Origin of the sequence: Belliella marina (genome assembly GCF_042682445.1) — a bacterium.
Lineage (GTDB): Bacteria > Bacteroidota > Bacteroidia > Cytophagales > Cyclobacteriaceae > Belliella > Belliella marina.
Map to the genome: position 1 here is coordinate 65,267 of NZ_JBHUHR010000051.1, position 14,222 is coordinate 79,488.

The 14,222-nt window shown below is 40.9% G+C and carries 13 protein-coding genes; 7 read left to right on the top strand and 6 right to left on the bottom strand.

What is annotated here, in order from left to right; all coding sequences use genetic code 11:
* Window positions 1-21 precede the first annotated feature (21 nt).
* From ACFSKL_RS22845 to ACFSKL_RS22865, 5 genes are read left to right on the top strand one after another with little or no spacing between them, the layout of a single operon-like run.
* Window positions 22-675, top strand: coding sequence for an MBL fold metallo-hydrolase (locus ACFSKL_RS22845; protein WP_376889702.1), 654 nt, complete (start codon window positions 22-24; stop codon window positions 673-675).
* Window positions 675-1,376, top strand: coding sequence for a CDP-diacylglycerol--serine O-phosphatidyltransferase (gene pssA / locus ACFSKL_RS22850; RefSeq protein WP_376889703.1), 702 nt, complete (start codon window positions 675-677; stop codon window positions 1,374-1,376). The genes ACFSKL_RS22845 and pssA overlap by 1 nt, the downstream gene beginning before the upstream one ends.
* Entirely contained in the window at window positions 1,360-4,623 is a 3,264-nt protein-coding gene (porU, locus tag ACFSKL_RS22855) for a type IX secretion system sortase PorU (RefSeq protein WP_376889705.1), read from the top strand. Before pssA ends, porU begins: the two co-directional genes overlap by 17 nt.
* A complete protein-coding gene (gene porV / locus ACFSKL_RS22860) occupies window positions 4,620-5,837 on the top strand; it encodes a type IX secretion system outer membrane channel protein PorV (protein WP_376889707.1) in 1,218 nt (405 codons plus the stop codon). The genes porU and porV overlap by 4 nt, the downstream gene beginning before the upstream one ends.
* Window positions 5,837-7,108 (top strand): M16 family metallopeptidase, encoded by a 1,272-nt coding sequence (locus ACFSKL_RS22865; RefSeq protein ID WP_376889708.1) that lies wholly within the window; start codon window positions 5,837-5,839, stop codon window positions 7,106-7,108. Before porV ends, ACFSKL_RS22865 begins: the two co-directional genes overlap by 1 nt.
* A gap of 71 nt (window positions 7,109-7,179) precedes the next feature.
* On the opposite strand, the gene ACFSKL_RS22870 is transcribed toward ACFSKL_RS22865, so the two are convergent.
* The 3 genes from ACFSKL_RS22870 to ACFSKL_RS22880 are packed head-to-tail and all read right to left on the bottom strand — an operon-like array spanning window position 7,180 to window position 9,450.
* On the bottom strand, window positions 7,180-8,130 hold the full coding sequence (locus ACFSKL_RS22870) for a glycosyltransferase family 2 protein (RefSeq protein WP_376889711.1): 951 nt from the start codon (window positions 8,128-8,130) through the stop codon (window positions 7,180-7,182).
* A 2-nt stretch (window positions 8,131-8,132) separates the two neighbouring features.
* The gene (locus ACFSKL_RS22875) at window positions 8,133-9,059 is read right to left on the bottom strand and encodes a hypothetical protein (RefSeq protein WP_376889713.1); all 927 of its coding nucleotides are present in this window, start codon (window positions 9,057-9,059) and stop codon (window positions 8,133-8,135) included.
* Window positions 9,046-9,450 carry a sugar 3,4-ketoisomerase gene (locus ACFSKL_RS22880; RefSeq protein WP_376889715.1) on the bottom strand — a complete coding sequence of 135 codons (405 nt, stop codon included), beginning with the start codon at window positions 9,448-9,450 and terminating at the stop codon, window positions 9,046-9,048. Before ACFSKL_RS22880 ends, ACFSKL_RS22875 begins: the two co-directional genes overlap by 14 nt.
* Before the next feature lie 122 nt (window positions 9,451-9,572).
* Here ACFSKL_RS22880 and ACFSKL_RS22885 point away from each other — a divergent pair, with 122 nt between their 5' ends.
* Entirely contained in the window at window positions 9,573-10,172 is a 600-nt protein-coding gene (locus ACFSKL_RS22885; protein ID WP_376889717.1) for an IMPACT family protein, read from the top strand.
* Here the strand turns inward: ACFSKL_RS22885 and ACFSKL_RS22890 are convergent.
* The 3 genes from ACFSKL_RS22890 to ACFSKL_RS22900 form a co-directional block, all read right to left on the bottom strand.
* On the bottom strand, window positions 10,162-10,764 hold the full coding sequence (locus tag ACFSKL_RS22890) for a 3'-5' exonuclease (RefSeq protein WP_376889718.1): 603 nt from the start codon (window positions 10,762-10,764) through the stop codon (window positions 10,162-10,164). The genes ACFSKL_RS22885 and ACFSKL_RS22890 overlap by 11 nt on opposite strands.
* Window positions 10,761-12,242, bottom strand: coding sequence for a Na+/H+ antiporter NhaC (gene nhaC / locus ACFSKL_RS22895; protein ID WP_376889720.1), 1,482 nt, complete (start codon window positions 12,240-12,242; stop codon window positions 10,761-10,763). Before nhaC ends, ACFSKL_RS22890 begins: the two co-directional genes overlap by 4 nt.
* Window positions 12,243-12,303: 61 nt before the next feature.
* Window positions 12,304-13,428 (bottom strand): NAD(P)/FAD-dependent oxidoreductase, encoded by a 1,125-nt coding sequence (locus ACFSKL_RS22900; RefSeq protein WP_376889722.1) that lies wholly within the window; start codon window positions 13,426-13,428, stop codon window positions 12,304-12,306.
* An 85-nt stretch (window positions 13,429-13,513) separates the two neighbouring features.
* On the opposite strand from ACFSKL_RS22900, the gene ACFSKL_RS22905 reads away from it, so the two are divergent.
* A complete protein-coding gene (locus ACFSKL_RS22905; protein WP_376889723.1) occupies window positions 13,514-13,993 on the top strand; it encodes an Mpo1 family 2-hydroxy fatty acid dioxygenase in 480 nt (159 codons plus the stop codon).
* Window positions 13,994-14,222 lie beyond the last annotated feature (229 nt).

A 14,222-nucleotide genomic window follows, 5' to 3' on the forward strand; every position in this document is an offset into this window, starting at 1 on the left:
TTCTAGAAAATGTTTCCCGATATGCTACAATTAAAATCTTTTACCTTCAATCCCTTTATGGAAAACACCTATGTCTTGTATGATGAGACCAAAGAGGCCGTCATCTTTGACCCGGGTTGTTATGAAAAAAAAGAACAGGAAATACTACACAGTTTTATTCTTGCCGAAGGTCTTAAAGTCAAATATCTGATCAATACCCATTGCCACATTGATCATGTCTTGGGCAATTCCTTTGTCAAAAAAAAATACAATGTACCGCTATTGATCCACCAAAATGAGGTCATTGTACTCAAATCTGTCTCAGCTTATGCCTCCAACTACGGTTTTCCTGCATATGATGAATCTGAGGCTGATCAATTTATAGATGAAAACGACCAAATCAAGTTTGGAAACACTATCTTGGAGATAAAGTTTGTACCCGGACATGCTCCAGGCCATTTGATATTCTATCATCAAGACACGAATATTTGTATCGCAGGTGACACCTTGTTCCAGGGAAGTATCGGCAGGACAGACCTACCCGGTGGCGATCACCAGACGCTGTTGTCAAAAATCAAATCCGAGATGTTCACACTGCCGGAAGACATGACTGTGTATCCTGGCCATGGTCCAGAAACATCCGTAGGTACAGAAAAAGAATACAATCCCTTTGTCGGAAAAAGAGCAAGATTTTGATGATCAAAAAACACATCCCCAATAGTATCACCAGCCTAAACCTATTGTCTGGAATGATAGGCATATATTTCGTCCTGTCCGAAAAAATAGAATTTGGTGCTTATTTTATAATTCTGGCAGCCATTTTTGATTTTCTGGATGGGTTTGTGGCCAGAATCCTCAAAGTCCATAGTGAGATTGGCAAACAATTGGATTCTCTGGCGGATTTGGTGACTTTTGGGGTGCTTCCTTCTTTTATCGTATTTCAATGGGTCAAAGAACTTTCCGATTCTGAATTCTTGCCTTTTGTGGCACTGCTGATTGGTATATTTTCGGCATTGAGGCTAGCCAAATTCAATGTCGACACACGCCAATCAGATCGATTCATAGGCGTACCAACACCTGCAAATGCCTTGTTGATAAGCACCCTGCCTTTTTTTGTTTCCAAATTTCCCGAGATCGGAAGTCACATTGCCCAACCAGCTGTATTGTTGGCGATCGCAGTAGCCATGTCATTTCTATTGGTGGCAGAAATACCACTGATCGCGCTGAAATTCAAAAACTACAGCATAAAAAACAATGTATTCAGATACCTCACTTTACTCATTGGGCTGACTTGTTTGATAACTTTGGGCTTGGCGGGAATCCCCATTATAATAATTTCTTATATTGCACTTTCTGTAATAGAGGGAGTGATCGAAAAGAATGGAAAGAAAGTGTGAAATATTTAAGAGGACAATCCTAGTCTGTTTCTTATTTGCATTATCCTTTTGGCGAATTTCCAATGCGCAAACACAATTTTTCAAATTCCCAATCACAGAGTCCGGCGTCTACAAAATTTCCCAAAGCCAAATAAGCCAACTTGGAAGTTCGGGTATAGACCATATTTCAATATTTGGGAATTCTGGTCTTTTACCTCAGAAACTGGACAGTATTGACCTGACATTAAGGGAAATCCCTTCGAAAATAATTGGGGGTGAATTGTTTTTTTACCTGGAAGGGCCTCACAAAATCCATCCCACAACCGATGGCTGGGAATATCAGCACCACCACTACTCGGACACCTTATTCTACCTGATATCAAACCAAGCTCCTACCATATCCATCCAAGATGCAGAATCCTCCACTTTAAACCTTTCAGGCAACCTTTTTCAGATTCAGGTCAAGAAAGAGGAGAACATAAACCTACTTTCCTCTGGGAGAAACTGGTACGGAAACCCAATCTATAGTGGACAATCCTACAACCACACTTTTGCCATACCTGCTGGCAATTCAGGCGCAGGAATCATCAAAATCAAGGTCATGGCTCAATCCTTACAGGAGAGCCAGTTATCCTTAGCTGTCAACGGCCAATCAAGTTTAAATTTTTCCATCCCACCCATTACCAATGCCACATACGGGATCAAAGGACGTGAAGAAACAATGATTGCAAACATTCCAATTGGATCACCTTCACTGGGAACTACACTCAGTCAACAAACCTCCGACATCAATGGAGGAGCATATCTGGATTACATTTCTTTGGCAACCTCATTCTCCAATTCCAATCTTCCAGAAGGCATTTTTCACAACCTCTCCCCCACACCTATTAGCATCTTACCTGCACCTGGGAAGACCTCTTTTCTTGTCACAGACATATACAAGACAGCTTATATCAACAATCAAACTGTTATTCAGCATGGTGAAAAAGTGGTGGCTTTTAGTACAGCAGAGAGTCAAAACATCACAGGATTGGCCCCCGTAAACCTCAGCTTAAGAACCGAGGCGGTCAACCAATCCTTGGTCATCATCAGTCCCGAAATACTAAAAACCCAAGCTGAAAGACTTGCCAGCCACAAAAACAACCTTGGGATCAGCACCAAAGTAGTGATACTAACTGATGTTTTTGATGCCTTTGGATATGGCACCTATGACATTACTGCTATCAGAAATTTCCTGTCTTATCATTACAACAATACCGGACACATCAAGAACGTACTGTTTTTTGGAAAGGGAACCTATGACTACAAAACAAAAATCGCTGGAGGCAGGCCAAATCTCGTCCCGTCATATAGCTCTCGAAACAGTCTTAATCCTTTGGCGACATATTCTTCTGATGATTACTTTGGTTTTTTGGAAATGGGACAGGGGGAATGGACAGAAAGCAACGCTGGAGATGAGTCACTCAAAATTGGTATCGGAAGGATCCCAGCCATCAACATCCAGGAAGCACGGGAAGCAGTGGACAAAATCATTGCATATGAGTCAAAAACCGCAAACCAAGGAGATTGGAAACGCAGAATCGCTCTCTTCGCAGATGATGGTGACAACAATATCCACCTAAACGACGCTGAAAGCCATGCGAGATTCTTAACTGAGAATTACCCTGAATACATCGTTGAAAAGCTCTATCTCGATAGGTTCGAACAAATAAGAACTGCTGGCAGGCAATCATCCCCACAAGCCAAAGATGCCTTAGAAAGGACAATCGAAGAGGGCGTCTTGATCCTAAATTATATCGGACATGGGAATGAAACCACCCTTACAGCAGAGCAAGTATACCAAACTTCTGATTTGCGTGACTGGATTGACAATCCATTTTTGCCTTTATTGGTGACAGCCACCTGTGAATTTGGCAGACATGACAGCCCCTTCATCAGATCAGGCGCAGAGGAAATGCTATTCGCACCAAAAAAAGGAGCTATTGGATTGCTGACTACAGGAAGGCCTGTCTTTAGCAGCATCAATTTTGCGCTGAACAAGGCTTTTATTGAAGCGGTCTTCCAAAAAGAAAACGGAGAAAATTTAGATTTGGGAGAAATATACAAAAGAACAAAAAACAACAGCCTGAATGGATCTTTCAACAGAAACTTTTCCTTACTTGGTGATCCATCGATGAAGCTTGCTGCCCCAGAATTGGAATCCAAAGTCCAAGAGGTATTCGATATAGGCTTAGAAATGGAAGTGGATACATTGCGTGCTATGCAAAGGGTAGCTGTTCGGGGAAAAATCATCGATCCTTTGACACAATCTTCGATCTCTAATGCCAAAGGTAAATACAAATTGATCTTATTTGACAAAAAAGAGGCAAAACAAACCTTGGGAGATGAAAGTGTTCCCATCAATTTTGAAACTGAAGGAAATGTACTGTTTCAAGGCATTGGGGATGTGGATGACGGCACCTTTGAAGCAGAGATTTTCATGCCCAAAAACATCAAATATGAATTTGGGGAGGGTCTTGTCAGGGTTTTTGCCGAGCTTGAGAATGGGCAAGAAGCCATGTCTGCCAAGAAAACTATCATCGGGGGCACGGACCCACACACTCCCGAAGATACTGAAGGGCCTGAGATCGAATTGCTCTTTGGGAATGAATACGGGGAGGATCTGGACACTTTCTCAGCATACAACATCAAGCTACTGGCTAACCTGCATGATGAAAGCGGCATCAATATTTCCCCTGCCAATATTGGCCAAAACATATCCATGCAAATCAATGGCGGGAATCCAATATTTCTTAATGAATTCTATTCGGCTATAAAAAACAGCTATAAAAAAGGACAGGTTCTTGTCCCTGTGGAAGGATTGGTAGAAGGAATCAATGTGGTTTCATTTGAAGCTTGGGACAATGTGGGTAACAGATCGATAGTGGAGCGTGAGATTCTTGTAGATGGAAGCGCATCAGTCAGGATCCTAAGCAGCACGACTTATCCCAACCCCAGCTCTGAGGTCAGCAAATTTAGGATAGAACATAATCGATCCGGTGAAAACTTAATGCTTCACTTGCGTGTTTTCACCATGTCAGGACATGAAATATATCAATCAAGCAAGCGTTATGTGAAAGCCAATTATATTTTGGATGACTTTGAGTGGATTTTTTTCCATTCTAAAACCAAATATCCAACAAAAGGAACTTATATTTACGAATTACAGCTCGTATCAGAAATAGACAATACTTCAGATAGGAAGAGCGGCAAAATAATCATTAAATGAAAATATCGGTAAGCCATTCATTCAAGACACTTTTTCTTTCTCTCGTATGTCTTTCAGCGTATGATGTTTCTGCACAAAATTCTGTAGAAATCACAGGGCAGGACCCAAGCAGGAGAGTAATTACTACTGCTGTTCCCTTTTTGAATTTCGCACCTGACAGCAGGCATTCGGCCATGGGAGATGTTGGGGTAGCTACTTCCCCCGATGCCAATTCCGCACACTGGAATGCAGGCAAACTTGCTTTTATCAAAGATGATATGGGGGTTTCATTGTCCTACTCCCCATGGTTGGGCAGATTGGTCAATGATATGTCGGTGAGTTATTTGTCTGGATACAAGAAAATCGATGAGAATTCCGCATTTGGTTTTGATCTTCGATATTTCAATATGGGAGACATCCAATTGACCGATCAAAGAGGGAATGAATTGGGCGAGTTTACGCCAAGAGATATTGCTATTGGAGGTACTTATTCCCGAAGATTGTCCGAAAATCTGGGCTTGGGGATTTCGGCAAGACTTATACACTCCAACCTGTCTGGACATATGTCCTCAGCAGGTGGCACTGAAAGCAGGCCGGGTGTATCCGTGGGGGCAGACGTTGGATTATATTACACTAAGGATGTTTTTGTAGGAAGTAAAGAAGGTGTTTGGTCATGGGGCACCAGTATTTCCAACATAGGACCAAAACTCACCTACAACAGTTCGGAAGATTTGGATTACATCCCAACCAATTTCAGGATAGGTACAGCATACCAAATCAAAATGGATGAATACAATTCCATCACTTTTGCTTTGGATTTGAACAAATTGATGGTTCCTTCCCCACCAATTTATAGCAGGGATGAAAACGGGAATCTCATTACTGATCCAGATGGAAACCTTGTGATTGAACCTGGAAACGGGAAAGACCCAAATAGACCTTTGATAGCTGGTATGTTCGGTTCTTTTGCTGACGCTCCTGGAGGATTCCGAGAGGAAATGCAGGAGATCATGATTTCATTTGGTGTAGAATATACCTATAATGAGAGGCTTGCCTTAAGAACCGGTTATTTCCATGAAAACATCAACAAAGGAGGAAGACGCTACTTCACCATGGGTGTAGGATTCAACTACAAAGCTCTGGGATTTGATTTTTCTTACCTCGTACCACAGGTACAAAACCACCCATTGGCAGAGACCTTGAGGCTTTCTCTTGCTTACAACATTTCAAAATAATGACATTAGACAGAAGCAAAGCTCCGGAATTCCAAATCCCGGAGAATATCACCCTGCAAAACCCTATCAAGCGGACTCTTCAAAATGGAGTCCACTTGTATTTTATACCTACACCGGAAATTGATGCCATTCGATTGGAAATCAATACTGATACACAAAGGGCTTTGAATACAGATGACAAAAAACTGACATCCTTCTTCACCCTCAATATGATCATGGAGGGCACAAAAGAAAAATCCGCCTCCGATTTAGATGATTTTTTTGACCACTATGCAAGTGAAGTCGAAGTCAGCTCTGGTTTCGAGAACAACAGCATCGCCTTGCTGACTACCAAGAAGCATTTTTCCAATGTGTTCCCTGTTTTCAGATCCCTACTGACAGAAGCTACTTTCCCAGAAAAGGAATTGGCAAAAAGGAAATCACAAAAAGCCTTAAGCATCAGCCTTCAAAGAGAGCAGAATGGAGCGAGGGCGAGTCAATTATTCAGAAGGCAATTGTTTGGTGAGAACCATCCATATGGATTGATTTCTGAAGAATATGATGTGGAAATCATTACGAGGGAAGACCTTCTGGACTATTACAATCATTCCCTTTGGTACAATCCGGAGATATTCCTAACAGGAAATGTTGGTGAAGCAGAATTGGATATGATTGCGGCACTTTTGGGTTCGTTGGATGTCAATTTCACAGAACAAGAGTATCCTCTATTTGAAAACATCGCAAAGGACAGACTCTACGAGGTCAAAGACAAATCCCTTCAATCCACCATCCGCATAGGCTGCCACCTGATTCCAAAAAGCCACCCTGACTACCATGCCCTTTCCGTTTTCAACACTATTCTGGGTGGATATTTCGGCTCCAGGCTGATCAAAAATATCAGAGAGGAAAAAGGACATACCTATGGTATTTATAGCAGTATTGGGAGTTTGAAAAATGCAGATTATTGGATAGTGATGGCTGATGTCCAAAAGCAATATCTCAACGAAGTGATTACAGAAATCTACAAGGAAATAAACCTGTTGAAAACTGAATTGGTTGGCGTCGATGAATTGGAAACAGTCAGGAACTATATGATTGGAAGCTTCTTGTCCAATTTCAGTTCGGCTTTTGATCTGATCGGAAGATTCAAGAGCATACACCAAGCTGGATTGGACCAAAACTTCTATTATGAAAAACTTGATTTTATCAGGACATTCACTGCCCAAGACATTCTTGAAGTCGGACTAAAGTATTTTAGCAGAACTGATATGGTGGAAGTGATGGTTGGATAAAATAACAATGGTTTAGCTTTTCTAAAGTTTAGAACTTTAGAAAAGCTTTTGCAAAAACATAAAACATATCTCTATTTTTTCAACAACACGTAAAGACGGGAAAGATCAAGCTTAAGTTTTGCCCAATTTCTAAAAAAACCATATTCAATACCTTTTACGTCTAGGGATTTGGCCAACTCTAAAAAACCTGAAGCGACCTCAAAATTTGCAGACCAAAGCGCATGCTTGGCTTCATACAGCACCCGGATAGACAGCGCTCGATCTTCTTCTTGGTTTTCATTCATTGATTTTATTTTTTGGCAGACTTTCAGTGTGGAAGGGAGCATCACAGAAAGTTTGGGGAGATATTGCTTTGAGGAAAAAGATGCTGGATGCAATCTTTTCCCCACTCCTATGTGATCCGAAAAAACAGCCAAATGATACCGGGAAAGCCTTATCATGATATCAAAATCTTCATATGCCAAAGCTTCATCATATCCCCCTGCCTCTTTTAATTTGCTGGCATCAAAAACCATGGTTACTGATAAGACAGGATTTCCTGCAACAATTTGCATATACAAATCCCCTTCCTGCACCCTATCAAGTAGCATTCCTTGCGGGCTTCTTTGATAAAAAGTCTTAGGTTTTTTCCCATATTCAAAAAGCTCTGCATCCGAAAAACAAAAAGCTGCCGCAGGATTTTTCTCAAGTTTCCCCACACTTTTTTCCAAATGAAATGGGAAAATCAGATCATCACCAGAAAGATCAATGATATACTTCCCTCGGCTTAATTGCAATCCTTTGTTGAAACTTTCACAATATGGAAGAGGAACTTCGTGATAGATTGCTTGAATAGATAAATGAGGGTGTTTCTCTATCCACGGCCTTACCAAAGACCTAGATCGGTCCTTGCTTCCATTTTCTATGATAATCAGCTCGAAATCCCTATATCCTTGAGCTGCTACACTATCGAGACATTCATTGACAAAGGCTTCTTGATTGAATACAGTACAAATGATCGATACCAGTGGCAATTCTTCCATTTCTACAAGGTTTTGATCCAGGTGCTTTTGTTGGTCCAAGTGTCTGCAAACTTATCCTTGAAATACATCAATTTATGATTTGGAATCCCATCCAAATCGGAAGAACCCAAATCAAGAAAGGAAACCTTTTGCTCCATCGCCAACTTGAGCAAATAGACCATCAACAATTCGCCCGTCAGCCTCATTTGGTTCTTTGGATTGATGGCAGAATAAAAATAATAAAGGCTGTCAGATGTCAGCTTGACTGCAACCGCATGCGCTACAGAAACCCCTGCCTGTAGAATCGTAATGACAAAATAGCGCTCGGGAAAACTCGACACCTGATGAATCAGCTTGTTTTCATCTACCGTGACTTCGTGTCCCCTTGAATTTTTCCACTGTGCTATTTCCTTCAAAAAGGAAAAACTCTGGATGTTTCCCGTTACTATATTGAATTGTTGTTCTTTTGCCTTTTTCTGATATTTCGGAAGCAGGTGGTTCAGATTGTTTTTGATCTTTTTCTTCCCTGACAATACCTGATGGTTCAAAACCCTTTCCAAACGAAACCCTTGGCTAAACAAAAGATAACCAATCAAATCTGATTTGTTGCCATACACAGCTGGAGCCTGTGTGATGCTGACAGACTTAACCTCAGATGACTTCAGCCACTCTAAAATAAACGCAATCATTTCAGAAATAATATCAGATGTCACTGAATCCCCCAACCAAAAACCTCCAAAAGGACTATTGGGCAGGGAAACCGCTTCCTTGTCTTCATTGACGACAAAAAAAATCTCTCCCTTTACCTGTTCTTTTTTCTTCAGCTTTACATGGATATATTGGATCGGACCTTCGGGAACAAAAGTCTGCAAAAAATAATCATGGGATTCATTGGCGTAATGTCCTATGGAAACTTCAAATTGATCAGCAATATTTTTACGATAAAGCATCGAATTCCTCTTTATTTCTTATATAATCACTCTCCGAAAACCCATGATCGGACAAGACCAACAATATTGCATCATTTCCAAATATCACTTCAGACCAATACAAAGCTGGCAGTACCAACGCATGATTGGGTTGGTCAAGTACAAACGAATAGGTATTTCCTGACCTGTCCTCCAACCTGACTTCTACCTCCCCTTTCAGGGCTATCAAAAGTTGGGTTTCCCTTTTGTGTGCATGCACTCCTCGTTTTTCTCCTTTTGGAACGCCAGTGATCCAGAAGGATCTTTTGATTTCAAAAGGAAAATCATCGGACTTTTCGAAGAAATGCAGTTGACCTGTCTCATTGACCACACCATTCAAGACAATAATTTCGGGTTTTGGGAAGTAGTTCATACTAATTCAAAATTAAAATAATATTTAAGAATACCACCAGTCCCAAATTTCTATTTTGTTAATTTTGAATGACCAGAAAGTGAAGAAACACGAAATACCATAGCAAATCAAGACTTAACACAATGGAAGACACCTACCTTACCATATCTGGGATATCGGAGGGATTGTACAAAGAAAAAGGAAGCAAATTCTTGGCATTTGCATATCCGGTAGCGGATGAAGCTGAGATCAAAGAAATCTTAGAGGATCTCAAGAAGCAATATTACGATGCAAGGCATCACTGCTATGCCTATATCCTGGGAAAAAACCAAGAGCAATACAGAGCCAATGATGATGGAGAACCTAACCATTCGGCAGGCGATCCAATATTGGGTCAGATCCGGTCAAAGAACCTTACCAACACCCTAATCGTTGTAATCCGATATTTTGGCGGCACAAAACTTGGGGTTGGTGGATTGATCACTGCCTATAAAACCGCCGCCTCAGAAGCTTTGGAAAGCAATCGAATCATCGAAGCCATTGTCAAAAAATCAGCTGTTTTGGAATTTGACTATCTTGAAATGAATGATGTCATGCGACTGGTGAAAGACCTGGATTTGGAAATCACATCCCAGGATTTTGACAATACCTGTAAAATGTCCTTAAGAATTCGTGAAAGCAATTACGAGACCTTCAGGTCCAAAATCGCTGATCTTGCGCAAGCTAAAATTGTCAACGATTAAAAAGCTGATCCAAATACCCCTGCAAATGGAGTTTTTTATAGATTTCCAGACACACCCAGGCATCAGTTGCTGCGTAGAGCATCTGCTTTTCCGTCAGGCTGGAAGCTTCCCAATTCGAAACTTGTTCAGATTTGGAAATCCTGATTTCCATCACCATCGCAGCCAAATTTCTTACACCAATATTCTTGAAGCCCACCTTTTTCAACTCTTCATTAAGATCAAAGAAACTTGCAGGCACAAAATCTTGGGCATACTTCCGCAACCCTCTCAAATCGTCCAAAACAGCAGCGCCAATTTTCAATATACCTGGATCTTCCATGATACCCCGAATACCTTCCGGTAAGCCCAGTTCATTCAACCTGATCAAAAATGCAACATCTGGTGTTGAAAGCTGCAGCAATGACACAAAATTATAGACGCCCTTTTTGAATGCAGGCTTCGTCTCGGTATCAAAACCCAGCAAATCATGTGATGACAGCTCCTCAACGACCTCATGGATTTGACCTAAAGAATTGACCAATACAATTTCTCCTTCAAACTGCCCCAAAGGCAATTCGTTCACTTCATCTTTTGTAATACTTTTCGGAATCATACAGAAAACTCCTTTTTGATTTCAATCATTTCCTCTTCGGAATAATAATTTATTCCCAACTTTAAATACCCATACATAATCGTCATAAATGGACTGATGATATTGAAAAAACAATACGGTGCATAAGTCAATGTAGCCACACCCAATACAGAAGCCTGCGTGGCACCACAGGTATTCCATGGTACAAGTACAGAGGTCACAGTGGCACTATCTTCCAGTGTTCTACTCAAATTTTCCGGTTTCAGGCCTCTTTTTCTATAGATATCCGCATACATCCTACCGGGAACAAGGATAGCCAAATACTGATCTGAAGTAGTCACATTGAAAAACATACAGGTCGCAGCGGTAGATGCCACCAAAGAACCAATGGAGTGTACTTTTCTGATCACTGCCTCAGCCAAAACAGATAGCATCCTGCTTTCTTCCATAATCCCGCCAAAAACCATTGCACAGATAATCAACCAAATGGTATTCAACATCCCCGCCATGCCTCCAGTTACCAATAATTCATTCACTATATCATTGGACGTCGTCACACTGACTTCTCCATAAAGTGCCATCATCACAGCTTTGAAAGCATTGTAGGCATAACCCTGTGCATCTTCTCCGGCTATAGAATAGATGATTTGAGGTTGGAAAATAATGGCAAAAACTCCACCCAATATAGCCCCTGCCAACAAAGCCGGTACAGCGGGCACTTTTTTGACAATCAATCCAATCACGACCAAAGGAACAATAAATAACCAGCCGTTGATGTTGAATTTTTCGAGAATTACATTTGAGATCCCTTTCACTTGCTCTACGGAGCCCTCAGCTCCATTTGTAAACCCAATGACACCAAAGATCACCAAGGTTATCAAAATAGATGGAACGGTGGTTTTGGTCATGTGCTTGATGTGGGTAAACAAATCCGTCCCTGCCATGGCCGGGGCAAGATTGGTCGTATCTGACAATGGTGACATCTTATCCCCAAAATATGCACCTGATATAATTGCACCTGCAATAATCCCTTCGCTGAATCCCAATGCTTTGCCAATCCCCAGCAAGGCCACCCCAACTGTAGCAACAGTGGTCCAACTGGAACCTGTGGCAATGGAAACTACTGCACTTACAATACATGCAGCAATCAAAAATATAGTGGGATTGAGTACTTGCAAACCATAATAAATCATCGCCGGAACAATCCCACTCAACATCCAAGTACCTGCCAAAGCTCCAATCAACAACAAAATCAATATACTCGACATCGCAGAACTAATGCTCTTCACAATACCATCTTGGAGTGCCTCCCATCTGATATTCAGCCTGAACACAGCTATCAATGCCGCCAATGCAGAAGATATCACCAACACCATCTGGTTGGAGCCGTCAAGTCCATCTGTGCCAAAAATCCCAATGTTTATAATCAGTAATACTATTAAAAACAATATTGGAAATACCGCTTCCAAAAGAGACGGATCTTTACGTATCTTAACCATTTAGTGAATTTTGGATTAATCTAAAACATGAAATTAACAAAATTTTGGAACTTTCCACCCCTTACAATAGGCTAACCAGTTCCTCTCCTGCCTTCCAACCCAGTGCCACCCCCATCCCTCCCAATCTCACAGCTATTCCCACATCTTTATTGAGTAAGGAAATCACAGGTTTTTTATTCGGCCCAAATGCCATAATACCAGACCATTCCATATCGATTTCGACAGGCTGATTTGGAAGGATTACATTTTCCACCAAATCCATTAAATAGGTTTTGATTTTTTGGTTGATCCCAAACTGATCCGTCTCTTCTTTTTCGAAATCCAAATTCCTACCTCCACCCAACAGTACCCTCTTACCATTTTCCAAGCTTCTGAAATACACATATCCCTGATCATAGTGGAATGTCCCAACCCATGGCAAAGATTCATGCAAAGGTTTGCTCACCAATATCAAACCTCTCCCGGGCTTGATATCCAAGTTTGGAATCAGCTGATTGGTAAATGCATTGGTGCAAATACAGATTTGATTTGCATGGAATGGTATGAAACCTGAATGTACCCCATCTTTTACATAAACAGTTTTCTGATCTATGTCCAGACTTTCTACATTTGTACCTGTCAGGATTTTCACTCCCAAAGATTGGCTTTTTGACCACAAACTTTGAAGGTATAAACCTGTATCCAATTCACCTTCATACTTGTTTTTGATGACATACTTCACACTTGGACCAAAATTGAATGATTGCATATCGTCCAGAATTTCGAAAACATCTTCATGAAATAAGGGACGAAGCATTTCATTGATTCGAGAAACTTCAGGAACAACCCATTCTTGGCTTTGGGTTATCAATTCCATTCCCCCATCACCTTTGTAACCAATGGCTTTGTCACCAAAAACCTGCCTGATAGCCCGGAGTCCCTGGTATCTTTTTTCCACAAGCCTTACCACCTCCTGTTCTGAAAGATTGGTCAAATCATCCAAAATCTCTGTCAAGCTACCAAAACAGGCAAACCCTGCGTTTTTGGTACTTGCCCCACTTGGAAAAACACCTCTTTCCAAGACCAGCACAGCTTTTTCGGGAAACTTGGTCTTGTACTGGATCGCAGTGGACAGGCCTACTATACCTGCCCCAATGACTATCATATCATAATTCAAAAAGTGTGTTTTTTCCCAATAGCTAAGCATTTCCCTGTTTTATTTAAAATTATTTCAAGACTATTTATTAAATTAAACCAGATATTCCAAAACATCCAACAAAAGCCGATTCCCAATGAGAAAAATAGATATGCTACTTCACGAATATGGCTTGAGCCACCAGAACGAAACCAACAAAACTATCCATTGGATTTGTGTCCCTGCCATTTTTTTCAGCATTGTAGGATTGATTTTCAGCATCCCATCTGGACTCTTGGAAACCTATTTGCCATTTCTCCAGAGCTTTGCCAATTGGGCCACGGTTGTATTGGCCATCGTATTGGTTTATTATCTTTCCATTTCCCCACCTTTGGCTTTGGGAATGTTCTTTTTTTCTGCGCTATGCTTAGCCATTGCCAATCTGATTGTCTTGATATCCCCTATCCCACTTTGGATTATCTCCGTAGGCATATTTATCATTTCCTGGATTTTCCAGTTTTATGGACATAAAATCGAAGGCAAAAAACCATCATTCTTAAAAGACGTTCAATTTCTTTTGATTGGACCAGCATGGTTGATGCATTTTATTTATAAAAAACTGGGGTTTGCTTATTGATGCTTGGGAAATGGTTTTAAAAGTCATCATATACGACACCCAAGTTTAAACACTTAAAGTCAAAATCTTAAAATTGAATAGGAGCCCATCAAGGGATTTGAACCCTTGATGGGTTCTCTAACATAAAATTAGACTTTTATCCAAATATCAATTTATTCTAACAGGCAAATTGCTTTTACCAGTTTCAAAAAGAGAAACCCATCGAGAGTTGTCCAATTGACGGATTGTT